The sequence below is a fragment of the Comamonas sp. 14P8.1.4 genome (assembly GCF_057799285.1).
Genome location: NZ_JBYOKN010000001.1, coordinates 673906 through 700706 on the forward strand (window position 1 = coordinate 673906; position 26801 = coordinate 700706).

A 26801-nucleotide genomic window follows, 5' to 3' on the forward strand; every position below is an offset into this window, starting at 1 on the left:
TTTTTATGTGCAACTGTTGTGTGTTTTTGTGCGCTCAGCTCATTTCCATGCAGAAATCCAACAGAGCATCAATCTCATTGGACTTGTCAAAAATGGCATCCACACCCAGCTCGGTACAGCGCTGGCGGACATCCAAAGTGGCATAGTTGCTCAGCACGATCACACGTTGCCCAGGCTTGCGGTTTTGGCATGCAGCCACTACGCCCAGGCCGCTGCCCTGGCGCAAAAATAAATCAACAATCGCCAGATCCCAATCATTGTCTGGCTGGGTGAGCCAGGCAGTTCCCTCTGCTTCTGTTTCGGCGTAGCCAGCGGGCTCGATGTCAGATAACTCGAGCAAAGTCTCAATCAAGTTTTCGCGAATCGTGGCGTTGTCTTCCACGAAAAAAGTCTTGAGAGTCACGGGGTGGTACGGTCAAAAGTGGGGTTGCTTGAAGGGGAAAGGGGCCATTGTGCATCCCTCGTGTAATAGGGGGTGTAGTCAATATCCTACTAACTGTTACCACAGACCAAACAGTCTGGGTTTCGGCTGGTGCGCATGCGTGACCACTCCATATTTCTGCCATCTAACATCAACAACTTACCGGCGAGTGACTCTCCAATGCCTGCGATCAATTTCAGCGCTTCAGCCGCCTGCATGGCGCCTATGACACCGACCAGCGGTGCCAGCACGCCCATGGTGGAGCACTGCACTTCCTCAAAGTTGTCTTCGGGCGAGAACAGGCAGGCATAACAGGCGGAAGTCTCTTGGCGTGGGTCAAACACCGTAATCTGTCCATCAAAGCGGATGATCGCGCCGGCTACCAAGGGCACCCGGTGTTGAACACACGCTGCATTCACAGTTTGCCGCGTGCGGTAGTTATCGCAGCAGTCCAGGACGACAGTGGCTTGTGAGACAAGTTCGTCGAGCAATGCCGCATCGGCACGCTTTGCAATGCAGCGCACTTGCACATCAGGGTTGATGGCGTGCATGGCCTGGGCTGCAGATTCCACCTTAGGCTGGCCCACGCGCGCGGTGGTGTGGGCAATCTGGCGCTGCAGATTGGTCAAGTCGACGTCATCATGGTCCACCAGGGTGATCTGGCCTACGCCGGAGGCCGCCAGGTACAGTGCGGCGGGTGATCCGAGGCCGCCTGCACCGATGATGAGTACGTGCGCATCCAGCATGGCTTCCTGGCCTTCAATGCCGACTTCGTCGAGCAGGATGTGGCGCGAGTAGCGCAGAAGTTGGTCGTCGTTCATCGTGTTTCCATGAAAAAAGCCGGGCATCGTGGCCCGGCTGGTTTCAAAAAAGAGAGTGGTTGGCGCTTGCCCTGGCGTCGTTTCAAACAGTTTTTGGCTTGAAACGACGAGTGGCTATGCGCTAGGTGCTCTCTTTATTTATTCGTCCTTGTCCTTTTTCTCAGGAGGACGCTCGGTCAAGGTCTTGCTGACTTTGACGGGCTGACCTTTGAGCTGGTTCAAGGCTTGCTGCAACTGGAAGTCTTTGGCCGAGCCAAATTCTGGCAGACGGCGTTCGGACACTGGCTTTTTCACATCTTCTTCCAAGCGCTTGCGGGCCTCTTCGCGCAGCTTCTCGCGCGCAGCAGAGGCTTCTTCTTCGGCCTTGGGATCGGTGGTGTTACCCAGGTGCTTTTCCAGGTCGGACTCACGCATGCGCAGTGCAGCGTACACATCGCCTTCGGCGGTTTCGTCCACCATCACGTCGGGCACGATGCCCTTGGCCTGGATGGATTTGCCGCTGGGGGTGTAGTACAGCGCAGTGGTCAGCTTCAGGCCGGTATCTGGGCCCAGAGGACGCACGGTTTGGACCGAGCCCTTGCCAAACGACTGGCTGCCCATGATGGTGGCGCGCTTGTGGTCTTGCAGTGCGCCAGCCACGATTTCGCTGGCCGAGGCCGAGCCTTCGTTGACCAGCACCACCAGTGGCACCTTCTTCAAGGCAGCAGGCAGGCGCTTGAGCGGATCACCAGAACCACGGCGTGCGTAGAACTCGGGCGACGCCTTGAACGTGGCCTTGCTTTCTTCCAATTGGCCATTGGTGCTGACCACGGTCACGTTCTCAGGCAGGAAGGCTGCAGAGATGGCGACTGCGGCATCCAGCAGTCCACCGGGGTCATTGCGCAGGTCCAGAACCAGACCCTTGATGGCGGGGTCTTCCTTGTAGATCTCTTCGACCTTGCGCACAAAGTCGTCGACCGTGCGTTCCTGGAACTGGCTCAGGCGCACCCAGCCGTAGCCAGGTTCAATGAGCTTGCCCTTGACGGATTGGGTCTTGATTTCTTCGCGGGTGATGGAGACGGGGAAGCTGCGGCTTTCATCCTTGCGCAGGATGGTCAGCTCCACCTTGGTCTTGGGCTCGCCGCGCATGCGCTTGACGGCTTCGTTGAGGCTCAGGCCCTTGACGGCCGTGGCATCAATCTTGGTGATCAGGTCGCCTGTCTTGAGGCCCGCGCGGTCTGCGGGAGAGCCTTCGATGGGCGAGACAATCTTGATCAGGCCATCTTCTTGCGTGATTTCAATGCCCACGCCCACGAAACGGCCCGAAGTGCCTTCACGGAATTCCTTGAAGCTCTTCTTGTCGAAATACTGTGAGTGGGGATCCAGGCTGGAGACCATGCCCGAGATCGCATCGGTGATGAGTTTTTTATCATCCACCGGGTCGACGTAATCCGTCTTGATGATGCCGAACACTGCCGACAGCTGCTGAATTTCTTCCAGGGGAAGGGGGGAGATTCCACCGCGCGCCACGGTTTGCAGTGACACCGTGGTCAATGCACCCGCCAGTACGCCCAAGGATACCCATCCAGCAATTTTGAGTTTTTGGCTCATAGAGACTTTAGTTATAGAACTGCGTCGACAAATATACACGCCGCTGCCTCACAGACGGTGGGCCAAAGGCCCAACCACCCGTAGGCAGGTAGGGTGTTACAAAATCAAGCCTTGCCTTGTGCGGCTACGGCGGCGGCCTTGGCGGCAGCTTCGGCATCGCCCAGGTAGTAGCTGCGGATGGGCTTGAGGTTTTCATCGAGCTCATACACCAGCGGAATACCGTTGGGGATGTTGACGCCAACGATAGCGTCGTCCGCAATATTGTCCAAATACTTGACCAGGGCGCGGATGGAGTTGCCATGGGCCGCAATCACCACGCGCTTGCCAGCCTTGACCTGGGGCGCCAGGGTGTCGGTCCAGAATGGCACCACGCGGGCCACGGTGTCTTTCAGGCACTCGGTCAGTGGGATCTGCTCGGGGCTCAGATCGGCGTAACGGCGGTCGCTGCGCTCGCTGCGCGCGTCGGTGGCTTCCAGTGCTGGTGGAGGCACGTCATAGCTGCGGCGCCATTGCAGCACCTGGGCATCGCCGTACTGCTTGGCCATGTCTGCCTTGTTCAGACCTTGCAGGCCGCCATAGTGGCGCTCATTGAGGCGCCAGTCTTTGTTGACGGGCAGCCAGGTGCACTTCATCTCGTCCAGCGCATACCACAGGGTGTTGATGGCGCGTTGCAGCACCGAGGTATAGGCCACATCAAACTCATAACCTTCGGCCTTGAGCAATTGACCAGCCTTCTTGGCCTGGGCGACGCCGGTAGGGGTCAGGTCTACATCGGTCCAGCCGGTGAAACGGTTTTCGAGGTTCCAGGTGGACTCACCGTGGCGGATCAGTACGAGCTTGTACATGGCTTCTTTCTGCGCAAAAACACAAATGGATAAGGGCGTAGCCCGCTATTTTAGGGCGCAGGCTTGCGCTGTACAGGGTGAGTTGTCTGGGGAGATCGCTGAACCCCTAAAATCGCAGGCTTTGCCAACCCAAGGACTGACGTGACTTTCATTGTTGAAAACTGGTATTTGATTTTGCTGGCAGTGGTTTCCGGCGGTCTGCTGCTTGTGCCTACGCTCAAGGGCGCAGGTGCTGGTTCATTGCAGCCCAACGACGCTGTGGCCAAGATCAACCGCGAAAAAGCGGTCATCGTGGATGTGCGTGAGCCTGAGGAATATGTGAAGGGCCACATCACCAACGCCAAGAACATTCCGCTGTCGCAGCTGGATGAGCGCCTGCCCCAAGTGGTCAAGAACAAGGCCTTGCCCGTGGTGCTAGTGTGCGAGAAGGGCCCCCGCTCGGTGCGTGCCCAGGCGCAGGCCAAGAAGCTGGGTTTTGACAATGCCCAGGCCCTAGCCGGTGGCATGAAGGCCTGGCGCGACGCGGGTTTGCCGGTCACTAAGGCCTAAGCCAGCTGGTTTTTTCCAACTGTCCTACCATCAAGGGGTCTGCAACCAGCGGCCCCTTTTTTGTGGCCGCTGGTTATTTGAAAGCAAAGGATTTCTCTCATGCAAGCCGTGAAGATGTACACCACCGCCGTCTGCCCTTACTGCGTGCGCGCCAAGCAAGTGCTCAAATCCAAGGGAGTGGAACAGATTGAAGAAATCCGTATCGACAGTGACCCTGCTGCGCGTGCGCACATGATGGAGATCACTGGCCGCCGCACCGTGCCCCAGATTTTTGTGGGCGACACCCACGTGGGTGGCTGCGATGACCTGATTGCACTGGACGCCAAGGGCGAGCTGGTGCCTTTGCTCAACGCCTGATATTTTCAATGTAGGCTGTGAGCCTGCATAATGGTCAGCTTAAGTGCCCGCTCACGCAGCAGCTGCCGGCGGGCCTTTTTATGACCGCTGCCTTGCGTAAGAAAGACTGACACCATGTCCGAACAAGCTACTCCCGTCTTCCAGATTCAACGTGTCTATCTGAAAGACCTGTCGCTGGAGCAACCCAATTCCCCCGCCATCTTGCTGCAGCAAGAGCAACCCAATGTCGACATCCAACTGGGCGTAGAAGCTACACCCGTGGCCGAAGGCATTTTTGAAGTGGCCGTGACTGCCACTGTGCAAACCAAGATCGAAGACAAGACCCTGTTCCTGGTGGAAGCCAAGCAGGCTGGCATCTTCGAAATCCGCAATGTCCCTGAAGAGCAGATGGGCGGCGTGATTGGCGTGGCTTGCCCCCAGATCGTCTACCCCTACCTGCGCGCTTCCGTGGCAGACCTGGTCACCCGTGCCGGTTTCCCCCCTGTGCACTTGGCGGAAATCAACTTCCAAGCCATGTACGAGCAGCAAAACGCCGCTGCCGCTGCACAAGCCGAAGGCACTGTGCAGTAAGCACTGTCCGCCGCGTGCCGCTGGGCATGCTACAAAAGAGGTTCCGCATGCGGAACCTTTTTTTATGCCTTTTTGGCCTTAAGGCCAATGGATACAAGCGCTAGAAGCTATGAATTTGATTGTGATTGGTGCCGGTGCCTGGGGCACGGCCTTGGCCATTGCTGCAGCGCGACACACGGCGGGCCACCAGGTCACGCTGTGGGCGCGCAATGCGCAGCAGGTGGCCGATATGCAGGCCGCCCGCAGCAACCCCCGGTATCTGCCGGACATGGCCTTCCCTACAGGGCTGCACGTCAGCGCGGCCCCGCTGGCGCAGGCCGTGCAGGGCATGGATCTGCTCATCATTGCCACCCCCATGTCGGCTCTGCGCAGCACGCTGCAGGCGCTGGCTGATGCCCAGGTGCATGCGCCGATTGCCTGGTTGTGCAAAGGCTTTGAAGCGGTGCCCGCTGGCCAGGCGGGCGTGGGCCTGATGCCGCACGAGGTATGCGCCCAGGTGGCGCCGCAGCTGATCAGCGGTGCGCTCAGTGGCCCCAGCTTTGCCCAGGAAGTGGCCAAGGGCCAGCCCACGCTGCTGGTGGCTGCCAGCCAGCACACGGCCGTACGCAAAGCCTTGCTGGATGCGTTCCACACAGGGCCGCTGCGCCTGTATGCCAACGAAGACATCGTGGGTGTGGAGGTAGGCGGTGCCGTCAAAAACGTGATGGCGATTGCCGCAGGCCTGTGCGATGGCCTGAACCTGGGGCTGAACGCCCGCGCGGCCTTGCTCACCCGTGGGTTGGCCGAGATGACGCGGCTTGGCGTGGCGCTGGGTGCCAAGCCCGATACCTTCATGGGGCTGAGTGGTCTGGGCGATTTGATGCTGACCGCGACGGGCGATCTGTCGCGCAACCGCAAAGTGGGCTTGCTGCTGGCCCAGGGGCTGACGCTGGCCCAGGCTGTGGATTCGCTGGGCCATGTGGCCGAGGGCGTGTACAGCGCCCGCACCGTGGTGCAGCGCGCCCAGGCGGTGGGCGTGGAGATGCCGATTGCCGCCACCGTGGTCGATTTGCTGGATGGCCGCATCAGCCCGCAAGATGCGGTGCAGCGCTTGATGGCGCGCGATCCCAAAAGCGAAGCTGTGTAAAAAGTAGAGCTGGAAGCGCTGATACAGCGGTGATTTAGGGTGTGAAAATACCTAAGGCCTATGTATACCGGGTGCTACATGCTATGAAAAAAGGAGCATCAGGCTCCCTTTTGCATTCTGCGCTCTGCATTTTGCGTTTTGGCATGCTGCAGCGGTGGCTGCTGGGCTACTTGCTGCAACCCAGCATGGCGGCGTGCAGCCTCAGAACTGCGCGTTCACGCCCAGCCACAGGCGGCGGCCTTCATCGACGATCCAGTTGCCATCCAGGCCGGTGTTGCGCCCGCGTTCATCCACGGCGACCTTGCGGTCGGTGACATTCAGCACGGCAAAGCGCAGATCTACCTGCTTGGTGAGGGCGTAGTTGCCACCCAGATCCATCGTGACCGCGCTGCCGCGGCTGCGGGTGCCCCGGGCGTAGTTGCGATAAGCGGCGTAGCGCGCACCGTCCGTGAAGTTCAGGCGGGTATACGTCTGCAGGCTGGAAGTGGCCTGCCAATCGAGCTTGGCGTTGAGGATGTGCTTGGGATTGCGCTCCAGTGGCTCCCCGTCCAGCGAGCTGCCATCGTAGGCCGTCTCCGAACCACCTTTGCGCTTGGATTGCATGTAGGTGTAGTTGGCATCCAGACTCACGGTGCGTGAAATCGGCATTTTCACGCCCAGTTCCAAGCCTCGGATGTTGACCTTGTCGACGTTGTCGTAGATGTAGATATTGTTTCTGCCCGTAGGGTCCAGCGGGTCACGCACGCCCGTGTCAAAGCTGACCACTTTGTTGCGGAAGTTGGTGTTGTAGAGAGTGGCCGTGAGCAGGTGCGAGGGCGCCCATTCGTAGCTCATTCCCACTTCCTGGGTCACGCTGGTTTCCGGCTTCAAATCGGGGTTGCCACACAGTGTGCCGGGCTGGTTGGTCGGGCCGCCGCTGCTCATGCAGTACGCCGCGCTGCTCTGGCGGATGGTGGGGGCCTTGAAGCCCGTGGTCACACCGCCGCGCAGCGTCAGCGCGTCAGTCGCCTGGTAGACCGCATACAGACGTGGTGACAAGTGGGTGCCTGAGCGTTCATCGTTGTCAAAGCGCATGCCACCCGTCAGCGTCAGCTGCTCTGTGAGCAGCCAGTCATCTTCCAGGAACAAGGCGTAATTGTTCAGAGAGATTTGGTCGGGGTTGGTGGGGTGGCCGGGCTGTGCACCGCCAGTTTCACTGACCAGCCCTTGGAGCTGCGAGCGCATGGCTTGACCGCCCAGGCGCACGATGTGCTTGTCAAACGGCATGGTCAGGCTGGCATCCAGCGTGGTGTTGGTGACCTCGCGCGTGGGTGCGGAGAGGCTCTTGTGCTTGGCATCTTCGGTGTACAGCGACACCTTGGTGTTGCCAAAGTCCCAGCGGCCGGTATGGGTCAGCCCATAGTTCTGGCGCGTGTGCGTGACCTGGGAGAAGCTGGCGCGCGGGCCTGGTGCGATCGACTGGCCGGGGGTCGACTCTGTCTGCAAGCGCTCCGTGCCGACATCCAGCACCACTTCCTGGCGGCTGTCGGGGCGCAGGGTGAGCTTGGCGCCCAGTCTATGCTGGTCTTGTCCGTTGGCGCCCTGGATTTCGGGGTAGTAGTGGCTGGCTTCGGTGCGATTGCGCGCTTTGCCTGAAATCTGCAGGCCCAGCATGTCGCCATGGATGGGGCCGGCCAGCCAGAACTCGCCTTCGCGGGAGTTGCCGAAGTCATCGTCGCTTTGCAAGGTGGTGGATGCGCCCACGCTGCCGCCCCATTGGGTGGGCACTTTTTTGGTGATGATGTTGATGACGCCGCCCATGGCCTCGGAGCCGTACAGCGACGACATCGGGCCACGCACCACCTCAATGCGCTCAATCGCAGACAGCGGGGGCAGTTGGTGCAATTGCACGCCACCTGTGCCGCGGTTCATGGTCTCGCGGGTGTTTTGGCGCATGCCATCGACCAGAATCAGCGTGTAGTCGCCAGGCAAACCACGGATGGAGATGTCAGAGGTGTTGGCGCTGTCACCCACGACCGACACGCCTTCGACGTGCTTGACCGCTTCGGCTACCGATTGGTAGTTGCCCTTTTTCAGGTCTTCCTGGGTCAGCACGCTGATGGAGGCGGGCGCTTCTTTGATGGCTTGCTGGGCACCGCTGGCGGTCACCACCACGGTTTCCATCTGGGTTTGGGCCGAAGCGGCGGCACAGGTCACAAGGCTTGCAACAGCAAGGGCGTGCAGCGGCGCTGGTAGGGCAGCATGGCGGCAAGAGAATTTCATGGCGATCCACAAGGGTGAAGCAAACATATTCAAGGCCTGACAGGCCGTGAACGCTCAATACAGCCAAGGATTGGAGCAGTTGCCTCTGGCGCCATGGTTTGCGTAACACGCGCAAACATTTGCGATGCAATCAATAATCATTCTTATTTGCTGGCGGCGCAACGTACTGGATGCGCGGCGGACAGGGTGTCCACTAGATCTTGCTGCGCACCAGCTTGGGGGAGATGCCGAAGTGGCGTTTAAACGCCGTGGCAAAGTTGGCGGCGCTGGTGTAGCCACTGGCGTGGGCCACTTCCAGCACATTGCAGCCGGTTTGTTCAAGCAGGGCGCGGGCATGTTCCAGGCGCTGGGTGCGCCGGTATTCGTCAATGCTGCTGCCGTAGGTTTGGCGAAAGTGCCGCTGCAGCGCGCTGGTGCTTAGCCCCATGTCGCGCGCTAGTGCAGAGACCGGGGCACCGCAGTCTTGTCGGGCATCCAGCATGGCTTTGAGCTTGGCCATGCGCAGGTGTTCGCGCAGATGCAGGGCTGGGCGTTCACTGGGGTTGGCATCAGGCTGCTGCTGAATGGCTTCATGCAAAAACTCCAGCGTACGGCTTTGCAGCAGCAGCGCTGCGCCGTCTTGGCTGAGCAGGTGAATGATTTGCTCGGCCAGTACCACAGCACGGGCAGAGGGTTGCCACAGGTGGATGCCCAGGTGCTGTGCCTGCACCTGCTGCAGATGGGTATAGCCGGGGGTCTGTGCCAGCGTCTGCAGCAGCCGTGGGTGCACGCGCAAGCTCAGCTTGCGCTCGAACTTGCCGGTGCGCCAGTTGCGCACAAACATTTCGGGGCGAGAGGTATGCACCCATGCACCTTGCGCCTGTGGCGCCTGCTGCGTTGGGGCCGCTTGTGCTGCACGTGTCGCCGGCGGCAATTGCAGTGCTTGGCTGCCAAATGCCACATCGACACTGCCCTCCAGCACGATCACGATATGCAGCCCCTGCTGCGCAGGTGCGCTGCTGGTGAAGGTGCGCAGATCGCAGCCTTCCACGGCATGCAGCCACAGGTCGGTTTGCACCTGGCGGGTTTTGATGTGTCCGTCGAGCAGCGGGTCTTGCTCCGTCACGCAGCCGTTGGAGAACTGGCATTGTGGATCGACAAAATCTGGTGCTTTGAGCGTACCCAGGCCGAGCCAGCGGGGCTGCTGGCGAACTTGGCGGGTGGTGCGATGGGGCGGGCGCTGCATGTCTGCTCGGACAGAAGAAGATGAGTTTGTTTGAGAATAATTATCGTTTATATCTTTGATGGCTGTGATTTGGCACCCGATGCCCTGCGATCGCAGCAGCTTGCCCGGCAATAAAAAAGGGAGCCATGGGCTCCCTGTGTGCGGGGTGCAGCGCCATGCTGCACGCGTTGGGCTTACAGGCCCAGCTCCAGGGCCAGCAGCTCTTCCACGGTCTGGCGGCGGCGAATCAGCTGGACTTGGTCGCCATCGATCAGCACTTCTGCGGCCAGCGGGCGGGTGTTGTAGTTGCTGGACATGCTGGCACCGTACGCGCCGGTGTCGTGGATGACCAGTAGGTCGCCCACTTGCGCATCGCCCAGCGTGCGGGGCAGCACCACGCCGCCGTCGCCCTGGGTGAAGACGTCGCCGGATTCGCACAGCGGGCCTGCGACCACGCTGTCGCGTGCGGCAGGCAGGATGCCCACGCCACGGCGCTGGATGTGCATGCCGTGGTAGCTGCCGTACATGCTGGGGCGCATCAGCTCGTTAAAGCCGGTGTCTACCAGCACAAAGTGGTTGTTGCCTGCGTTCTTGGTGGCGCGCACGGTACCCAGCAGCACGCCGGATTCGGCCACCAGGAAGCGGCCAGGCTCCAGCTCCAGCGCCAGCTTGTGGCCAACGATGGCTTCGGCCTGCTTGCGCGCTTCGTCCCACAGGCCAAAGTAGTGCTCGGTGTCGATGGTGGCGTCGCCGTCCTTGTAGGGGATGGACAGACCGCCGCCGGCCGAGATGGCCTGCAGATCATGGCCATGGTCCTTAGTGCGCTTGACCAGCGCCACCATGGCGCCGCACACCTCTTGCAAGTGTGCGTAATCCACGCCCGAGCCAATGTGCATGTGCAAACCGACCAGGTGCAGGCCGCCTGCGGCGATGGCGTCCAGCGCGGCGTTGAGTTCGGTGTGCCAGATGCCGTGCTTGCTGTGCTCGCCGCCGGTATTGGTCTTGTTGCTGTGGCCGTGACCAAAGCCGGGGTTGATGCGCAACCACACATGGTGGCCGGGCGAAGCCTGGCCCAGCTGGTGCAGCATGTCGATGGAGCCGGCATTCACGGGCACTTGGTGCTCGACCACGGTGGCCAGGGTGGCGGCATCCATCACATCGGCGGTGAACACAATGTCCGAAGGCTCGCTGCCCGCCACATAGCCAGCGGCCACGGCCCGCAGGATTTCACCGCGCGAGACCGCATCCACCTTCACACCTTGCGTGCGCATCAGCTTCAGGATGTGGATGTTGGAGCAGGCCTTTTGTGCAAAGCGCACCGTGTCAAACGCCTGCAACTGGGCAATGCGTGCACGGATCACCTGGGCGTCGTACACCCACAGCGGGGTGCCAAAGTTATCGGCCAGGTTCCACAGTTGATCAGGCGAGAAGGAGCAAGACATAGCGTTTCGATTTCCATAGCTGCAAGCGCTAGTGAAATAAGCGCTCAAAGCCTGTTTGGTTAATAACTCAGTGCATCTTGCGTGATTTGAATCATCCAGTCCAATGCTTGTTTTTGAAAAGTCTATTCACATTGGATATGCTTTGCCCATGCCTGACCACATTCAGCCCCACCCGCAACGCATTGGCCACCGCCATATCGAGGTGTTCCGTGCGCTCATGCGCACCGGCAGTGCCACGGGGGCGGCGCAGATGCTGTTTACCTCCCAGCCCACCATCAGCCGTGAGCTGGCGCGGCTGGAGCAACTGCTAGGCTACGACCTGTTTGAGCGCAGCCAAAGCCGTTTGCGCCCCAATGCACGTGCGCTGCGCCTGTGGGAAGAGGTAGAGCGCAGCTGGACGGGGCTGGACCGCGTGGTGGAACATGCCATGGCGCTGGGCCAGCCGCACCAGGCCAGCCTGAGCGTGCTGTGCATGCCTGCACTCAGCCATGCGCTGCTGCCTGGCGCGCTGGCACGATTGCAGCGCAGCCACGGTGAAGTTGCGGTGAGTGTGGCCACGCAGGACGGACCGCTGCTGCAGGAGTGGATGGCGGCGCAGCGTTTTGACCTGGGCCTGAGCGAGCTGGCCGATCCGCCACCGGGCACGCGCGTGCTGCCCCTGCCCGCCATGGATGAAGTGGCGGTGCTGCCTGCCACGCACCCGCTGGCAGCGCAGGCCGTGCTTCGTCCGCAAGACTTTGAAGGCCAGGCATTCATCAGCCTGGCGCGCGACGACCCCTACCGCGTGCAGATGGATGCGGTGTTTGCCCAGGCGGGCGTGCGGCGCAAGATGCTGCTGGAGACGCTGAGCGCCGTGGCCGTCTGCGCCATGGTGCAGCACGGCCTGGGGGTGGCCATCGTGAACCCGCTGACCGCACGGGCCTGCGCGGGCGCTGACATGGTGGTCAGACCTTTGGCCTTTTCGATTCCTTTCCAGGTGCATATGCTGCTGCCATTGCACCGCCCCGCCGTGCCCGAAGTCGATTGGCTGGTGCAAGCGCTGGAACAGGAGGCTCAGCATGTACTTTGAATTTGCCGATTCCGAAGTCGCCCAATGCACCTGGGCCGATGGCCGTCTGCAGCTGCGCTTTTCAGCCGCACAGCTGCGCGATGCCAGCGATCCGCGCGCCGATGCCGTTTGGGCACCGCTGCTGCTGACGGCTGAGCAAGTGGAGCCTTGGGAGACGGCAGAACCTGCTGCCTGCATCGGACGCATGCGCCAGGGTTTTGTGCTGCACGCCAGCCAACGCATCCAGAAACTGCCTGTACCTTGCGAGCTGCAAGGCGTGGTGACCATGGAGCTGGAGTTTGCCCAGGGCAGTGTGGTGCATGTGCGCTGCCATGGCCTGTCGATCCACCCCCTGCAGGGAACGGCCACTGGCGCGTACCAGTGCTGACGAGCGCTGCATCAGCACGCTGGCGCACCAGCCTTGCCTATTGATTGCAACGTTGCAGCGCTGATCTGTGTGATGGGTATGCAGCCGGGCTGCGCTGCTGCAATTCCAGCTCACGCTCACGATCCCTCGTTTTCAGAAACTCACAGTGCCCGCCGCTGCGGACGCGGGGCGTTAGCCTTGCACCGGGCCGGTACCGGCGTTTCCTTGTGCGTGCAATTGCTGGTGCAAGCCCATGGCTGCGTCAAAACTGTGCATCAGCTGCTGCAAGGCCGGGTGCTGGTCCTGCCAGCCTTCGAGCTGGGCCAGCGCCAGTGCCCCGGCTTCAAAGCTGGAGAGCTGGCCGGCTGCCTGCGCTTTGCGGATGCTGTAGCGCCCGGGAGGCACCTCGTGCAGGGCCAGGCGCGGCAGCTGTTGCAGGGCAGGGTTCAGGTAGAGCATCTTGCGGCTTTTGCGCCAGGTACCGTCCAGCAGCACCAGGCGCAGGTTGTCGGGGGCATTCAGCCACTGCGGTGGCATTGCGGGGGGCTGCACCACCGGCAGCTGTGGGTCTGCTGGGGTTGGGGGATACAGCAGCACGGGGTGCACCACGGCATCGGCAGCCTGGCCAGGCCAGGGCGCTTGCAGCCAGTGGGTCAGCGCAGGGGGATCAAAGACTTCCCCCACTTCCAGGCGGCTGCTAGGAATGCAGCCATGCAGCAGCCGCGCCGTGTTTTTAGCGTGCCCCACCTCCAGTGGGTGCTGCAGCACCAGCAGTTGCACCCGGCTGTGTACCGGCTGCACGCAGGCACACCAGCAGGCGCGCAGGGGGCGCAGACAGGTGGGGCAGAGCGGGCGGTTGGACACGATGAATACTTTATTTGATAGCTGTTAGCGCTGATGGAATAAGCGTTAGCAGCTAATTTTGCTTGAAATTTGCTGGAGCTTGAAGGTGCGCAGTCTTTTGGTGCAGGCCGTTTTTTTGGGGAGGACGGTTGCGGTGCGGCGCACGCCATGGATAGAACGATGCCGCAATAACCCGGTTTTTTGGTGCGCCAGGCCCGCAAGAGGTATGGTTTGAGTCGTTATACGTCGGGAAAACGGGCAGCCTTGGGCTGTTCGTATTTCTGCACGATACCCCACCCAAGTCAGGAGTCCCTATGAACAGTGAGATGCAACTGCGCCCCCTTGAGCGTGACGACTTGCGATTTGTGCACAGGCTCAACAACAACGCCAATGTCATGCGTTATTGGTTCGAGGAGCCGTTTGAGACCTTCGATGAACTCAGCAGCTTGTATGAGCAGCACGTGCACGATCAAAGCGAGAGACGTTTTGTGGTGACGGATGGGCAAGAGCGGCTGGGTTTGGTGGAGCTGGTGGAGATCAACCTGATTCACCGCCGTGCGGAAATTCAAATCATCATCGACCCGCAGTTTCAAGGGCGCGGCTTGGCCTCTCAAGCCATGCGCATGGCGCTGGAGTATGGCTTCAAGGTGCTGAATTTGTACAAGGTGTATTTGTACGTCGACAAGAGCAATGACAAGGCCATACACATCTACACCAAACTGGGGTTCACGCCGGAAGGTGAATTGGTCGACGAGTTTTTTGCCAGTGGCGCATACCGCACGGCGCTACGCATGTATATGTTGCAGGCGCCGTACCTCAAGGCTTCAGCACCCTTGTAAGGCGGAATGACAGGCGCTGCGGGGAAGGCCAGGGTGCTGAAAATTTAACCCGTGCTATTCGTGCATCAAGGCGCAGGTGCGGGTTGCATTCTCCAAAATGTCGCTTCGGATAATGGCCACGGCGCTTTCAACGTCGCGGTCATCGAGTGCTTTCAAGAATTGCGAGTGAAAGTGGTTGTCCATCACAGTGGTGACGCGATGCTCTTTCAGATTGCTCAGGATGGGGCCTGCAATCACGCAAATATTTTCAACAAAATCAGCCACTTGGGGAATGCCTGACCAGCGCAAATAGTGGCCATGAAAGTCGCGATTGAAGATGAGGCCCAGACCATAGTTGCCGGTGTCCATAGCTGTGCGCTGCTTTTCGAAAATTGCCGTCAGCGAAGGCAAATCCAGCTCGCGGTCATCACTCAGAATCGTTCTGACAATCCTGACTTCTAGATCCGCGCGGATCTCAGAAAGCTGGAGGTACTGCAGCTTGTTGAACTGCTTGATGATGTAGGAGCGCGAGCCGTTTTTCTCTACGTAATCTTTTTCGGCCAGACGGATCAGTGCTTCGCGAATAGGGGTCTGGCTCACGCCCAGCTTGGGGGCGAGAACCGTCGCCTTCAACACTTCACCGGGCTTGAAATCACCTGCGGTAATTTTGTTGCGCAGAATGGCAAATGCTTGGTTTGTATAGTCGAGCGCTTCTACGCTCTCAGTCATTTGCATTCTGCATTTCCCTACTTATTAGATTTTTAGATCCAGCTTTTTGATCAGTGCGGACCAGCGCTTTTGTTCACTCAATACAAACGCAGTGAACTCTTTGTCTGTCTTCAAGACAGGGTCAGCGCCAACTTGCTTGATCGCCTTTTGGAATTCAGGCTTGGCATAGATCTTAGCAAGTGCATCGTTGATTTCTTTGACCATGGCTGGATCTGAATCCTTGGGCAGCCAGAAGCCGAACCAAGAAATGACCTGATAGTCCTTGAACCCCGCTTCGTCCATGGTTGGAACGTTGGGCGCAAAGTCGCTGCGTTTCAGGTCAGTCACCGCCAGAGCGCGTAGTTTGCCACCCTGTACCAGAGGCAAAACGCTGGAGATGTTGTCAAAAACGAAATCGATCTGACCGCCCATCAGGTCGGTGTTGGCAGGGCTGGCGCCTCGGTAAGGGATGTGGGTGGCTTTCATGCCGCTGGACATCACCATCACTTCGGACGACAGGTGTGCCGAAGAGCCGGTGCCTGCAGAGCCAAAGCTCAGCACCCGCTGCTTGCCCAGCGCAACCAAATCTTGAACGCTGTTGACGGAGGTCTTGGGGTTGACCGCCAGCATATTGGGCAGGCTCAACACCATGGCAACCGGTGTGAAATCCTTGTTCGGGTCGTACTTCAGATTGCCGTACAGATAGGGGTTGATTGCATGCGTGCTGATTGTTCCCAGGAAGAGATTCTTGGTGTTCTTGGGCAATCCAGAAAACGCGGTGGCGGCAACGCTTCCACCTGCGCCGGGCTTGTTTTCAACGATGAAAGGCACACCCAGCTCGGCGCTGAGCTCCTTGCCGACGATGCGCGCATACGAGTCGCTGGCACCACCCGGGGAGAACGGAACGGTCAAGGTGTACGCAGCGTTGGACTGGGCCACAGCAGCGCCCATGGCCAAGGTTGCTGCCAGACCCAAAATGGCTTTGATTGTTTTCATTAGGCGGCCTCTTTTTTGAATACGTTGCGCATCAGTGATTTTTTGGGTTGTGTAAACACTTCTTCCACCATGGGGGCGAAGAACTCCAGGGGGTAAAACTTCGCTTCGCTGTCAAAAGCGGGGGCGTCATATTTCTCGCAGAACTCGATCGTGGGCAGGTAGAAGTCCGCGTCCTTGAACGCTTCGCGCTTGCCTGGCTCCAGCCCGATGTGGTGGCCGTAGTAGTGCGCTTGGAAGATGCCGTGGTGCTTCACGATGTTGTAGTTCATATCGGAAACAAAGGGCTTGAGCAGCACGGCTGCGTATTCCGGATGGTTGAAGCTGGCCAGCGTGTCGCCAATGTCATGCAAAAGGGCGCAGACCACGTACTCCGTGTCACGCCCAGCGTCATAAGCCAGCGTGGCTGTTTGCAGCGAGTGGGTGAGGCGGTCCACAGGGAAGCCCGCAAAGTCACCCTTGAGTTCCATGAGGTGCGCCAGGATCCGCTCGTGCAGCTGGTACTTGTAAGGAGTGAGGACCGAAACGATCTTGTCCCAGTCTTCTTTTTGACTTTCTTGAATATTCTTGAAGTTTGTCAAAGCTTGTTTCATCGTTTTGCCTTAGGCGTTGTAGTGCAGGCAATTTGATTTCATAATTTATAAACTAATCATCGGGTAAACCCTTGAAAATACGTGGAGTCAGTGAAAACCACTAGAGGGTGCTTGGGGTGTGGTGCAGCCAAGGTGCCATCGACGCTTCGCCATCGGCTCTTGAAGGTGAGGGTGCACAGCCATGCAAAAGCACGGTGCATTCAGCACCAGCCAGAGTGCGCAGGCAGGATCCAGCGAGGTATTCCAAGCCAAGGTTTCAGCTTGGCCCGGTGTGGCGCGGGAGCCAAGCTCCCAGCCAATCGGATCGCTGAGCGGGTTGGGTGGGTGCCAGTTTTCTGTGAGGCCAGGCTGCGGCCGCGCAGCGAGGTTTGGGGCGCATCAATCCCACGCCTGCACCCGCAAAGATACGCAGCTGATTGGACTCCATTGACGGCCGGGCCGTTGGGTTAGCCGCAGGTATTGCTGTGCAGGGTGACCGTGGCCAAGCTGCTCTTGCTGTGGCTGATATCGCCTCAATCAGAGGCGCAGGGGCTGGGGGGGGGGCCACGCACAGCCTGCGGTTCGCACGCTCACGGAAAGCGCCGAGCGCTTTGCCCGGTGCTGGTCAAGGCCGCTGGCGCAAGCCCTCAGTCCACCGTGCCGCGCCGGTTGTGCGCGTCCTGCTGGTAAAAGCGCAGCTTTTCGGTGTACATGGCCTGGTCGGCCTGGTGCACCAAGGCTTCCAGCGCGATGCCTTCGTTCCCGGTTGCGCTGCCCATGGCCATGTGGATGGTTTGCCCGGGGTAGAACTGGTTGTTCAGCTCCAGCAGCGAGAGAATGCGCTCCTGCATGGCCTGGGCACCGCGCTCGTCGGTGCCGGGCATAAGCACCATGAATTCATCGCCCCCGATGCGGGCGGCGTAATCGGGCGCATCGACCGCCTTGGTCAGCACTTCGCCCATGCGGCGCAGCATGGAATCACCAGCAGCATGGCCGTGTTCGTCGTTGATGGCTTTGAGGCCATTGAGGTCGATGGCGATGGCAGAAACGGGCCAGGGGCCTTTGCGTGACAGGCGATTGAGCTCTTCCGTGTAGAAGGCGCGATTGCGCAGCTGGGTCAGGACATCGTGCTTGCCCAGGTATTCCAGGTAGGCCTCCGCCTTTTTGCGCGCGGTGATGTCAATCAATGACAGCAGCACCAACCCCCAGTCTTCGGCGTGGCTGGAAAGCACGGCAAATTCCAGGTGAAGGTGCAGTACCTCACCAGCGAGCGAGTAGTTCACCACCTCGCGCTGCTGCACCAGCTTGCCTTCCCACAGGTCTTGCAGCTGCTCGGCGAATGAGGCATACATTTCTTCGCGCAGGACGAGGCTGAGGCTGTGGGTCAGCTGCAGCTTGCTCTCTGCAGCAAACAATTTCAGCGTTTGCTGGTTCACGTCGACCACACGCACCTCCTGGATGCAGCGGTCCACAAAATCCGGGTGTACCTTCAGAAAAGTACGAAAGTCGGTGATGCCGCGCTGGCGCACCTCGTCCAGCAGGCGTTTGACTTCGCGAAAGTCTTCCACCCACAGGGAAACGGGTGAGTACTCAAACAGGTCGCGGGCGTACTGTTCGCTGGCGCGCAGCTGCTGCGTGCGCTGGACCTCGGTGGTGATGTCCTTGAGGGATACCAGCACGCGGCTCCAGCAGTCTTCGTAGCCGGGTAGCACACGTGCGGTGATCTGCACATTCAGCTTGCGACCCTGCAGGTCGTAGTTGATGGAGCGGTTTTCAAAATGGTGCTGGCCGTCCCAGAGCGCCAGCAGCTCAGGAACGATGTGGTCCAGCATTTCACCGCGAAACACTTCGTCCAACCGGCTTTGCAGCGTTTGCTGGTCGGGTGCTTTGAACAAATCCAAGGTGAACTGGTTCACGCGCAGCAGCTTGAGGGTGGTGCAGCAACGCGCCAGGCGTGCAGGGTCTTCCTGCAAAAAAGCGCGCAGATCGGTGACGCCATGGGCTCGCCATTCGGTGAACAGCAGTTTGAGCGCGCTGTAATCTTCCATCCACAGCGACACCGGGGCCAGGTTGAACATGTCTTCAAAATCCAAGCCATTGGCAAGAGAAACCGTCATCGTGAACACCTCCACTGCAAATTATTGCTGAGTTCACCGGATCTGCTGTCGCGGATGGGGGCAGAGTGCGCTGCCACAACAGGGTGCCCCACCTCGTTATGCTGTGTGCTGTATGACGGCCATCACACCTGCATTTGCTGTTCTGGACATGGGTCAACCGCTGGAGGAGGGCGCAGCGCGCCTGCGCCTGCGTTTGACCCACCCTTTGCGCGTGCTGCAGGCACACACTGCGGCGGAGCTACCGCTGCTGGTGCAGCAAGTGGAGCAGGCCGCACGCCAAGGGGGGTGGTGTGTGGGCGGGCTGCGCTATGAGGCAGCCAGCGCCTTGCAACCGACGCTGATCACACAGGCCACACCAGCTCCGCTGGCATGGTTTGCAGTGTGTGCCGCACCACTGGATGCTGCTCCTGGCATTGATGACCCACCCCAGGCTGTGCCTGGGCTGGAATGGCAAAACACCCTCAATCCGCATGCCTTTGAACGGGGCATGGCGCAGATCCATGCGGGCATTGCGGCGGGCGATTACTACCAGATCAACTACACCCAGCAGTTGCATGGCAAGGCAATGCAGCCGGTGGATGGCGCCGCGCTGTTTGCCGCCTTGCAGCAGGTGCAGCCCGGTGGCTATGCGCTGTATCTGGACATGGGCGATGAGCAGATTGCCTCCGTTTCGCCTGAGCTGTTTTTTGACTGGCACCAGCCTGCACTGGGGCTGGGTCAGATCCTCACCCGCCCGATGAAAGGCACCGCCGCCCGGGGGCGCACACCCGAAGAGGATGCGGCACAGGCGCGGGGGCTGCAGACATCGGCCAAAGAGCGCGCTGAAAACGTGATGATTGTGGATCTGCTGCGCAATGACCTGGGGCAGATTGCCGTCACGGGCAGTGTGCAGGTGCCAGTGTTGTTCAGCGTACAGGCGCTGCCCACGGTCTGGCAGATGACGTCGGACGTGCGCGCGCAACTACCGCAGGGCACGGGTTTGCTCGACGTGCTGCGCGCGCTGTTCCCTTGCGGATCGGTCACCGGAGCGCCCAAGCGTGCAGCCATGCAGGCCATTGCCACGCTGGAGCCAGAGCCTCGTGGCTGGTACTGCGGCGCTTTGGGCGTGGTGCGGCCCGATGGGGCGGGCGGTGTACGCGCTACTTTCAATGTGCCCATTCGAACCGTGGTGGTGCAAGGCAAGGCCCGGCAGGCGCTGCGCTGCGGCATTGGCAGCGGCATTACGGCGGATGCCACGGTAGCTGGGGAGTGGCAGGAATGGCGCACCAAACAGGCTTTCATTGAGAGGGTGAGTATGGGGTTTGAAGTGGTCACCACCATGGCGCTGGAAGGCGGGCAGTGGCGCCACCTGCCCTTGCATGTGCAGCGCTTGCAAGAGGCTGCCGCCCATTTCGGCTTTGCGTGGAACGATGAGGCCCTGCACCTGACGCTGCAGCAGGTGCAGCAGACCCACTCGGGCGGCTTGTGGCGCGTGCGCATTGCGCTGGCGCGCACTGGCCTGTTCGACAGCCGTGTCGAGGTGTGCCACCCCGCACCGCCTGTGGCCTATTTGCAGCTGGCAGCGGCCCCCCTGGCCGAGGCGCACAGCGAGTTCGTACGCTTTAAAACCTCCCGCCGTGCGCACTACGAGCGTTTTGCCCCGCCTGCACACATCTTTGACACGCTGCTCTGGAACGAAGCGGGCGAGATCACGGAAGGTACGCGTGGCAATGTGGCAGCACTGGTGGACGGGCAATGGGTGACGCCGGCGCTGTCTTGTGGCCTGCTCAACGGCGTGGGGCGCCAGGTGGCGCTGGCGGAGGGCCGTGTGGAGGAAGGTGTGCTGCGGGTGGCCGATGTGCACAGGGTGCAGCAGTGGGCATTCATGAACAGCTTGCGCGGCTGGGTGGCCGCGCAACTGGTGCCTGCGGGCGGTTGAGCGGTTGGTGTGCAGCAGTTTGGCGGCACGCTGTGGATGACAAGCAGATGCGGGCAATGCCCGGTTGCATGGCCTGGGTGGATGGGCTGAAATGGGCGGCACATGCTTTTTACCGGGAGGTATTCCATGGCCACTGTTGCAGAGATCCTCGCATCCAAGGCAGACCAGCAGGTCTATGCCGTTGCACCCACCGCCACTGTGCATGAGGCCTTGCGCCTGATGGCTGACCAAGGCATTGGCGCGCTGCTGATTCAGGAGGGCAGTGAGATTCAGGGCATCTTCACCGAGCGTGATTACGCCCGCAAGATTGCGTTGATGGGGCGCGATTCGGCGCACACCCGCATCTCGGAGGTCATGACCTCATCGGTGCTGTTTGTGGAGCCCAGCCAGAGCACCGAGGCCTGCATGCAGCTGATGACGGCCAAACGCCTGCGCCACCTGCCGGTGATGCAAGGCACTGCGCTGCTGGGGCTGATCTCCATTGGGGACTTGGTCAAGGGCATCATCTCGGAGCAGCAATTCACGATTGCACAGCTGGAGCATTACATCCACGGTGGTGGGCAGGCTGCCTAGACCTGGGGCGCTGATGCAAAAAAGGCCATGACCGCTGTGCGCGGACATGGCCTTGGCGTGGATACCGGCGGCGGCTGTTTTACAGCTTGCCTTTGAAGTAGCAGGGCTTGTCCATGTCCACAATGTCCACACTCAGCTGCACATCCAGGCCGCTTTGTGCCGGAATCTGTGCCTTCAGCACAGCCGCAATGCGGTCGGACAGCTCTTTTTTTACCTCGGGCGTACGCCCGGCCATCAGGCGCAGCTCCACGTGGGCGAAAGCGCGGCCTGCAGTGTTCAGGCCGATGCGGTAGTCGCTCAGGCGGGCAATGCGGGTTTTGACGTCGGCTTCGTCAGCCACGGTGGCATGGCCGCAGACAGCGCTGTTCAATGCCTCCATCAGTGCGCCTTCGTTCAGGCCTTCCAGGTTGTTGCTGTATTCCACATACATATGGGGCATAGCGGGTCTCCGGTGGACGATTTATTGATCGTCTTGGTCTTCAAAAATAGGCTCCAGCGCCGTGGTGTCCACGGGCTTGTAGGCCAGGCGCACATAGATGGGCGCGTAGGCTTCGGCCTGGGTAATCTCGATCAGGGTCTCCTTGCCCAGCTCCAGCAGGGCAATGAAGGTGACGACCAGCACGGTGCTGCCCTTGCTGGGGTCAAAAATCTTTTCAAACTCCACAAAGCGCTGGCCTTGCAGCTGTTTGAGGATCTGGCTCATGTACTCGCGCACCGACAGCTCTTCGCGCGTGATGCGGTGGTGCTGTACCAGCTTGGCGCGTTTGAGAATGTCGCGCCAGGCGGCTTGCAGCTCATTGGGGTCCACATCGGGAAAGCGCGGCTGCAGGCTTTGCTCGATGTACACCTGGGCCTTCAGGAAATCACGGCCGTACTGCGGCATTTCGTTGATTTGCTGCGCAGCCAGCTTCATCTTCTCGTACTCGAGCAGACGGCGCACCAGCTCGGCACGCGGGTCTTCGGCCTCTTCCTCGCCCTCTTTCTTCTTGGGCGGCAGCAGCATGCGCGACTTGATCTCGATCAGCATGGCGGCCATCAGCAAATACTCGGCGGCCAGCTCCAGGTTGCGGCTGCGAATCTCATCCACATAGCGCAAATACTGCTGGGTCACCGCCAACATTGGAATGTCGAGGATGTTGAAGTTTTGCTTGCGAATCAAATACAGCAACAAGTCGAGCGGGCCTTCAAACGCTTCCAAGAACACTTCCAGTGCATCGGGCGGGATGTACAGGTCATTGGGCAGTTTGAACAGCGGCTCTCCGTACAGGCGCGCCAAAGCCACCTGATCGACCACACCGGGCATCAGGCTGGGGCTGTCCGAGGCGGCCGTGACGGGCAGCTCGGCGTGGGCGGTGTCAGAAGAACTATCGCTCATGCAGCTTAAGAAAGAAGAGCGCCCAGCGCTTGCTTATCAAGGGCTGGGTCAAGAAAACACACCTAAAGTGAATCAGTTGTTGGTCTGGTACACGTAGGGCTTTTGGGCCACTTGGGCCTGGGCGGCATCGGCCTGGGCTTCGTAGTTCACCGATTTGTCCCACAGCAAAGAGCGGCCAGCGACTTGCTGGGCTGCGAGCTGGGGCTGGTCTTTTTTCATCTGGTTGATGAAATCGGTCGTATCGGATGTGTAGTGGGGACGGGCAAAGATGGACATGGACTGGTAACCTCTCTAGATCGATGATTCTAGCGGGACACTGTCCATGAACCTACTGAACCGTGTCACAGCTACTGTGGCGGCCATTGCCACCAGTGTTTTGGCCCTGGTGGGCTGCGACCAGCAAAAAATTGAGCAGCTGGAAGAAGGCCTGTCCACGGAAATTGACGTGCGCAAAGCCTTTGGGGAGCCCGAGACCATCTGGCCTGAAGCCAATGGCGCCCGCACTTTCGAGTACCCGCGCCAGCCCATGGGCAGCCGCAACTACATGATCACCATTGGCGCTGATGGCGTGATGACGGCGCTGCGCCAGGTGCTGACGCCGCATGTGTTCGAGCAAATCCAGCCCGGCATGACGCAAGAGCAGGTGCGCCGCACGCTGGGTAAACCGGCCAAGCGGATGACCTACCAGCTCAAGCAGGAAACCGATTGGGACTGGAACTGGATCGATCCACCCAACCGCGAGATGGAATTCACCGTAACCTTTGGCGCCAACGGCGCGGTCAAGCACACGGCCAGCCGCCAGAAATTGCCCCAAGGCGATCATTGATGTCGCGGTGCAGCCATAGCTTTTGCAGCGGCTGAATGTTCTAATTGCTGCGTTGCAGCAAAGATAACTGTCAGCGCCCGGTGCGGGTGCTGCGTTGTGGGCAGTGCGCCAACCAGCTTAGGTCTGTGTGGCGCACTTTTTGCTTGCAAGTTGCAGCATTGACGTTCGCGGTGTGGCCACAAGCTGGCACCGCAGAAAACCGGTATTCGCCATGAGCATGATGACCACTACCCCTCTGTCCGAGCCTGAGCTAGCGGCGCCTGCACGTTCTGCAGCAGCGGCTGCCACCCCGGCGGCCACCCCTGCCGTGGCCAGGCATGGCATGTTTGAAGATGTGCAGGCCTTGTTCTCGGGCTCGTTGTTTGTCGGCATCGCCATGATGATGTATGCCCAGGCAGGGCTGCTGACGGGCAGCACCGCGGGGCTGGCCTTTGTGTTGCACTACGCTACGGGCTGGTCGTTCGGCGCGATTTATTTTCTGATCAACATTCCGTTTTACTGGTTTGCTTGGAAGCACATTGGCAAAGAGTTCACGATCAAGACCTTTTTGTCGGTGGCGCTGCTGTCGCTGGTGACCACGTTTGGCCCGCAACTGATTCATATCGATTACCTGCATCCGGCTTTTGCAGCCATTGCCGGGGGCCTGCTGATGGGCACCGGGGTGCTGTTTCTGGCGCGGCACAAGTCCAGCCTGGGTGGGGCGACGATTGTGTCGCTCTATGTGCAGGACCGCTGGGGCATTCCGGCAGGCAAGGTGCAGATGGCCATTGACTGCGTGGTCGTGGCGCTGGCGCTGTGGATTGTGCCGTTCGAGCGCGTGGCCTGGTCGGTGTTTGCGGCGATTGTGATGGGCGTGTTTCTGGCGGTCAGTCACCGTCCCGGGCGCTACACGGGTAAGTAAAAAAAGAGAGCTGCTAGCGATTGTGCTGCTTGGCTTTGCACCATTTTTGATATTAAAAGCCCGCGGATTCAGGTCTGCGGGCTTTTTTGTGCCCTTGGCGGCAGCGCAGGGCGCGAGGGTCTCCTGTCGCCGGGCAGTGCATGGCAGAGATGGCGGACGCCGCCACAGCGAAGTTGCTGGCCGTATCGCCCTGCAATCTGTAGGATTTGGCCTGCAAAGGCTGCGGCTGCAGCCAGTGCGCAGCGATGACCCAGCAGATGAACGAGGTGAGATATGGCTACAGAGAGGGCGTGGAGGGTATGGGATAGGCACAGCGTGCGTCTGAGCGGATGGGCGGTGGCCGCCACTGTGGCATGCGCGGTGCCGACGACGCATGCCCAGCCCACACCCGAAAAAATAGCCGCAGCCCAGGCCAAGGCACGCCAGGTGGAAGCGCAGATGACCGACGACGAGCGTTTCGGCCTGATTCGCAGCCTGATGGTGAATGTGCTGGCAGAAGACTTCTCTGCCAAGCGCGACCCGCGCGTTCCTAACAGTGTGCCGCAAATTGCGGGCTGGGTGCAAGGCGTGCCCCGGCTGGGTGTACCGGATCTGCTGATGACCGATGCGGGTCTGGGCATCACCAACCCTTCAGGGGGACGCAAGGGCGATCAGGCCACAGCCTTCCCATCGGCACTGGCCATGGCTGCCACCTTCAACCCTCAGCTGGCTTATGACAGCGGCGTGATTCTGGGCAAGGAAGCCAAGGTGCGTGGTTTCAATGTGGTGCTGGGCGGTGGTATCAATCTGGCGCGTGACCCGCGCCATGGCCGCAACTTTGAATATCTGGGCGAAGACCCGTTGCTGGCTGCCGTGCTGGCGGCTGAAAGCGTCAAGGGCACGCAGGACCAGAAGGTCATCAACATCTTGAAGCACGTCTCGCTCAACAGCCAGGAGATCAACAAGTGGGCGCTGGATGCTCGCATCGACCAGGCAGCGCACCGCGAGTCGGAGATGCTGGCGTTTCAGATCGGCATTGAACGCTCCAGCCCCGGCAGCCTGATGTGTGCCTATAACAAGGTCAACGGCGATTACGCCTGCGGTAGCGATGCGTTGCTGAACCAGGATGTGAAGCAGGCCATGGGCTACAAGGGTTTCATCATGTCGGACTGGCGCGCGGTCTACGGCTGGGACTATGCCGTCAAGGGCCTGGACCAGCAAAGCGGTGCGCAGCTGGATGAAAAGGAATGGTTCGACAAGCCCCTGCGCGCAGCCTATGCGCGTGGCGACTTGCCCAAGGCGCGACTGTCGGACATGGTGCAGCGCATTCTGTTTGCCATCTATCAGGTGGATGCCGATCAGTGGCACGGCCCGCAGACCCAGGCGGCTGCCCAGCCTGATATGCAGGCGCATCTGCAAAGCGCTGTGGAAGTGGCGCGCCAGAGCACAGTGCTTCTTAAAAACGAGAGCAATCTCCTGCCTATTCGTGCCGATGTGAAGCGCATCGCCGTGATTGGCGGCTTCTCTCACCTGGGCATGCTCAGCGGCGGCGGCGGCTCCAGCCGTACCGACCCGGTGGGTGGTTTTGCGCTGGACATGCCCTTGGGTGGCACCAATATGTTTGCGCCATTGCGCCGCCTGACGGTGGCGGCACCCGCGCCCACATCCGAGCTGGCGCGCTACTTTCCCAAGGCTGAAATCATCACCGATGCGGGGGAGTCTCCTGCCGATGCCGCTTTGCAGGCGCAGCGTGCCGATGTGGCCATCGTCTTTGCCTGGAAGCACGAAAGCGAAAACCATGACCATGCCGATCTGAGCCTGCCCTGGGGTCAGGCTGCGCTGATTGATGCTGTCACGCGTGCCAACCCCAACACCATTGTTGTGCTGCAGACCGGCAATGCCGTGGACCTGGCCCCTTGGGGTGACAAGGCCAAGGCCATTGTGCAGTCGTGGTACTCCGGCAGCGCCGGTGGCCGTGCGATTGCCGAAATTCTGGCTGGCAAGGTCAATCCATCGGGTCGTTTGCCCATTACCTTTTACCAGTCCATGGAGCAGACCCCACACCCCCAATTGCCGGGCCTGGGGACGGCCATGCACACACCGACGGTGATCGACTACCACGAAGGTGCAGAAGTGGGCTACCGCTGGATGGCGCGCACGGGTCAGAAGCCTGCCTTTGCCTTTGGCCATGGGCTGAGCTATACGCAGTTTGATTACAGCAACCTGCAAGTGCAGCGCGCGGGCGACAGCCTGTCTGCCACGTTCACGGTCAAAAACACAGGGTCACGTGCGGGCGCCGATGTGCCGCAGCTGTACCTGACTGCCGCAGCGGGTGAGCAGCGCATGCGCTTGCTGGGGTTTGAGCGGCTGGAGCTGGCACCGGGCGAAAGCCGCCAGATCACCCTCAAGGCCGACCCGCGCCTGCTGGCCCGCTTTGATACCCAGGCCCAGCAGTGGCGTATTGCCGCAGGTGTGCATGACGTGGCACTGGGCCACTCGGCCAGCCACCTGGCGCTGCGCGCGCAGCTGGCGCTGCCGGCGCTGCCGGCGCGCCTGTTCGGTCGTTGATACGCATA

General features: G+C 60.3%; 27 protein-coding genes. 12 read left to right on the forward strand and 15 right to left on the reverse strand.

The features are described from left to right. Positions 1-34: 34 nt before the first annotated feature. The 4 genes from AC27VO_RS03110 to gpmA form a co-directional block, all read right to left on the reverse strand. Entirely contained in the window at positions 35-403 is a 369-nt protein-coding gene (locus tag AC27VO_RS03110) for a response regulator (protein ID WP_488665236.1), read from the reverse strand. Between the two features lie 89 nt (positions 404-492). Then, the gene (locus tag AC27VO_RS03115; RefSeq protein WP_488665237.1) at positions 493-1242 is read right to left on the reverse strand and encodes a HesA/MoeB/ThiF family protein; all 750 of its coding nucleotides are present in this window, start codon (positions 1240-1242) and stop codon (positions 493-495) included. A gap of 138 nt (positions 1243-1380) precedes the next feature. Continuing rightward, on the reverse strand, positions 1381-2832 hold the full coding sequence (locus AC27VO_RS03120) for a S41 family peptidase (RefSeq protein ID WP_488665238.1): 1452 nt from the start codon (positions 2830-2832) through the stop codon (positions 1381-1383). Between the two features lie 104 nt (positions 2833-2936). Next, positions 2937-3677, reverse strand: a complete 741-nt coding sequence (gpmA, locus tag AC27VO_RS03125) for a 2,3-diphosphoglycerate-dependent phosphoglycerate mutase (RefSeq protein WP_488665239.1) — start codon at positions 3675-3677, stop codon at positions 2937-2939. Positions 3678-3818: 141 nt separating this feature from the next. On the opposite strand from gpmA, the gene AC27VO_RS03130 reads away from it, so the two are divergent. From AC27VO_RS03130 to AC27VO_RS03145, 4 genes are all read left to right on the forward strand, one after another. Then, positions 3819-4226: a rhodanese-like domain-containing protein gene (locus AC27VO_RS03130; RefSeq protein ID WP_488665240.1), complete on the forward strand. Its 408-nt coding sequence runs from the start codon at positions 3819-3821 to the stop codon at positions 4224-4226. A 99-nt stretch (positions 4227-4325) separates the two neighbouring features. Beyond that, positions 4326-4583, forward strand: coding sequence for a glutaredoxin 3 (grxC, locus tag AC27VO_RS03135; protein ID WP_488665241.1), 258 nt, complete (start codon positions 4326-4328; stop codon positions 4581-4583). Positions 4584-4697: 114 nt separating this feature from the next. Beyond that, positions 4698-5153, forward strand: a complete 456-nt coding sequence (gene secB / locus AC27VO_RS03140) for a protein-export chaperone SecB (RefSeq protein WP_488665242.1) — start codon at positions 4698-4700, stop codon at positions 5151-5153. Positions 5154-5262: 109 nt separating this feature from the next. Continuing rightward, positions 5263-6279, forward strand: a complete 1017-nt coding sequence (locus tag AC27VO_RS03145; RefSeq protein ID WP_488665243.1) for an NAD(P)H-dependent glycerol-3-phosphate dehydrogenase — start codon at positions 5263-5265, stop codon at positions 6277-6279. Between the two features lie 201 nt (positions 6280-6480). Here the strand turns inward: AC27VO_RS03145 and AC27VO_RS03150 are convergent, their stop codons facing one another. The 3 genes from AC27VO_RS03150 to lysA form a co-directional block, all read right to left on the reverse strand. Beyond that, positions 6481-8541, reverse strand: coding sequence for a TonB-dependent receptor domain-containing protein (locus AC27VO_RS03150; protein WP_488665244.1), 2061 nt, complete (start codon positions 8539-8541; stop codon positions 6481-6483). A gap of 193 nt (positions 8542-8734) precedes the next feature. Beyond that, positions 8735-9766, reverse strand: coding sequence for a helix-turn-helix domain-containing protein (locus AC27VO_RS03155; RefSeq protein WP_488665245.1), 1032 nt, complete (start codon positions 9764-9766; stop codon positions 8735-8737). Between the two features lie 173 nt (positions 9767-9939). Beyond that, on the reverse strand, positions 9940-11187 hold the full coding sequence (gene lysA / locus AC27VO_RS03160) for a diaminopimelate decarboxylase (protein ID WP_488665246.1): 1248 nt from the start codon (positions 11185-11187) through the stop codon (positions 9940-9942). A gap of 148 nt (positions 11188-11335) precedes the next feature. Between lysA and AC27VO_RS03165 the strand changes: the two genes are divergently transcribed. Next, the gene (locus AC27VO_RS03165; protein WP_488665247.1) at positions 11336-12256 is read left to right on the forward strand and encodes a LysR family transcriptional regulator; all 921 of its coding nucleotides are present in this window, start codon (positions 11336-11338) and stop codon (positions 12254-12256) included. Beyond that, positions 12246-12623, forward strand: coding sequence for a hypothetical protein (locus AC27VO_RS03170; RefSeq protein WP_488665248.1), 378 nt, complete (start codon positions 12246-12248; stop codon positions 12621-12623). The genes AC27VO_RS03165 and AC27VO_RS03170 overlap by 11 nt, the downstream gene beginning before the upstream one ends. Positions 12624-12794: 171 nt before the next feature. Here the strand turns inward: AC27VO_RS03170 and AC27VO_RS03175 are convergent, their stop codons facing one another. Continuing rightward, positions 12795-13466: a tRNA-uridine aminocarboxypropyltransferase gene (locus AC27VO_RS03175; protein ID WP_488665249.1), complete on the reverse strand. Its 672-nt coding sequence runs from the start codon at positions 13464-13466 to the stop codon at positions 12795-12797. A 293-nt stretch (positions 13467-13759) separates the two neighbouring features. Here AC27VO_RS03175 and speG point away from each other — a divergent pair, with 293 nt between their 5' ends. Then, positions 13760-14284 (forward strand): spermidine N1-acetyltransferase, encoded by a 525-nt coding sequence (gene speG, locus AC27VO_RS03180; protein WP_488665250.1) that lies wholly within the window; start codon positions 13760-13762, stop codon positions 14282-14284. Positions 14285-14338: 54 nt separating this feature from the next. Here speG and AC27VO_RS03185 read toward each other — a convergent pair whose 3' ends face one another. From AC27VO_RS03185 to AC27VO_RS03200, 4 genes are all read right to left on the reverse strand, one after another. Then, positions 14339-14998, reverse strand: a complete 660-nt coding sequence (locus AC27VO_RS03185; RefSeq protein ID WP_488665251.1) for a GntR family transcriptional regulator — start codon at positions 14996-14998, stop codon at positions 14339-14341. A gap of 18 nt (positions 14999-15016) precedes the next feature. Further along, positions 15017-15967, reverse strand: a complete 951-nt coding sequence (locus tag AC27VO_RS03190; protein WP_488665252.1) for a Bug family tripartite tricarboxylate transporter substrate binding protein — start codon at positions 15965-15967, stop codon at positions 15017-15019. Then, positions 15967-16557: an HD domain-containing protein gene (locus AC27VO_RS03195; protein WP_488665253.1), complete on the reverse strand. Its 591-nt coding sequence runs from the start codon at positions 16555-16557 to the stop codon at positions 15967-15969. The genes AC27VO_RS03190 and AC27VO_RS03195 overlap by 1 nt, the downstream gene beginning before the upstream one ends. 626 nt (positions 16558-17183) lie before the next feature. After that, positions 17184-18653 (reverse strand): sensor domain-containing diguanylate cyclase, encoded by a 1470-nt coding sequence (locus AC27VO_RS03200; protein ID WP_488665254.1) that lies wholly within the window; start codon positions 18651-18653, stop codon positions 17184-17186. Positions 18654-18765: 112 nt separating this feature from the next. Here AC27VO_RS03200 and AC27VO_RS03205 point away from each other — a divergent pair, with 112 nt between their 5' ends. After that, positions 18766-20571: a chorismate-binding protein gene (locus AC27VO_RS03205; protein ID WP_488665255.1), complete on the forward strand. Its 1806-nt coding sequence runs from the start codon at positions 18766-18768 to the stop codon at positions 20569-20571. Between the two features lie 126 nt (positions 20572-20697). Then, the gene (locus AC27VO_RS03210; RefSeq protein ID WP_488665256.1) at positions 20698-21144 is read left to right on the forward strand and encodes a CBS domain-containing protein; all 447 of its coding nucleotides are present in this window, start codon (positions 20698-20700) and stop codon (positions 21142-21144) included. A 79-nt stretch (positions 21145-21223) separates the two neighbouring features. Here AC27VO_RS03210 and AC27VO_RS03215 read toward each other — a convergent pair whose 3' ends face one another. The 3 genes from AC27VO_RS03215 to AC27VO_RS03225 form a co-directional block, all read right to left on the reverse strand. Next, positions 21224-21583 carry a 5-carboxymethyl-2-hydroxymuconate Delta-isomerase gene (locus AC27VO_RS03215; protein ID WP_488665257.1) on the reverse strand — a complete coding sequence of 120 codons (360 nt, stop codon included), beginning with the start codon at positions 21581-21583 and terminating at the stop codon, positions 21224-21226. 21 nt (positions 21584-21604) lie between these two features. Next, entirely contained in the window at positions 21605-22447 is an 843-nt protein-coding gene (locus AC27VO_RS03220) for a segregation and condensation protein A (RefSeq protein WP_488665527.1), read from the reverse strand. Positions 22448-22591: 144 nt separating this feature from the next. Continuing rightward, positions 22592-22795, reverse strand: a complete 204-nt coding sequence (locus AC27VO_RS03225) for a DUF3460 family protein (RefSeq protein WP_488665258.1) — start codon at positions 22793-22795, stop codon at positions 22592-22594. Between the two features lie 46 nt (positions 22796-22841). Between AC27VO_RS03225 and bamE the strand changes: the two genes are divergently transcribed. The 3 genes from bamE to AC27VO_RS03240 all read left to right on the forward strand — a co-directional run bounded on the left by bamE (position 22842) and on the right by AC27VO_RS03240 (position 26793). Then, complete coding sequence (gene bamE, locus AC27VO_RS03230; RefSeq protein ID WP_488665259.1) at positions 22842-23345, forward strand: outer membrane protein assembly factor BamE domain-containing protein; 504 nt, start codon at positions 22842-22844, stop codon at positions 23343-23345. 220 nt (positions 23346-23565) lie between these two features. After that, positions 23566-24246: a YitT family protein gene (locus AC27VO_RS03235; protein WP_488665528.1), complete on the forward strand. Its 681-nt coding sequence runs from the start codon at positions 23566-23568 to the stop codon at positions 24244-24246. A 315-nt stretch (positions 24247-24561) separates the two neighbouring features. Beyond that, positions 24562-26793 carry a beta-glucosidase family protein gene (locus tag AC27VO_RS03240; RefSeq protein ID WP_488665260.1) on the forward strand — a complete coding sequence of 744 codons (2232 nt, stop codon included), beginning with the start codon at positions 24562-24564 and terminating at the stop codon, positions 26791-26793. Positions 26794-26801 lie beyond the last annotated feature (8 nt).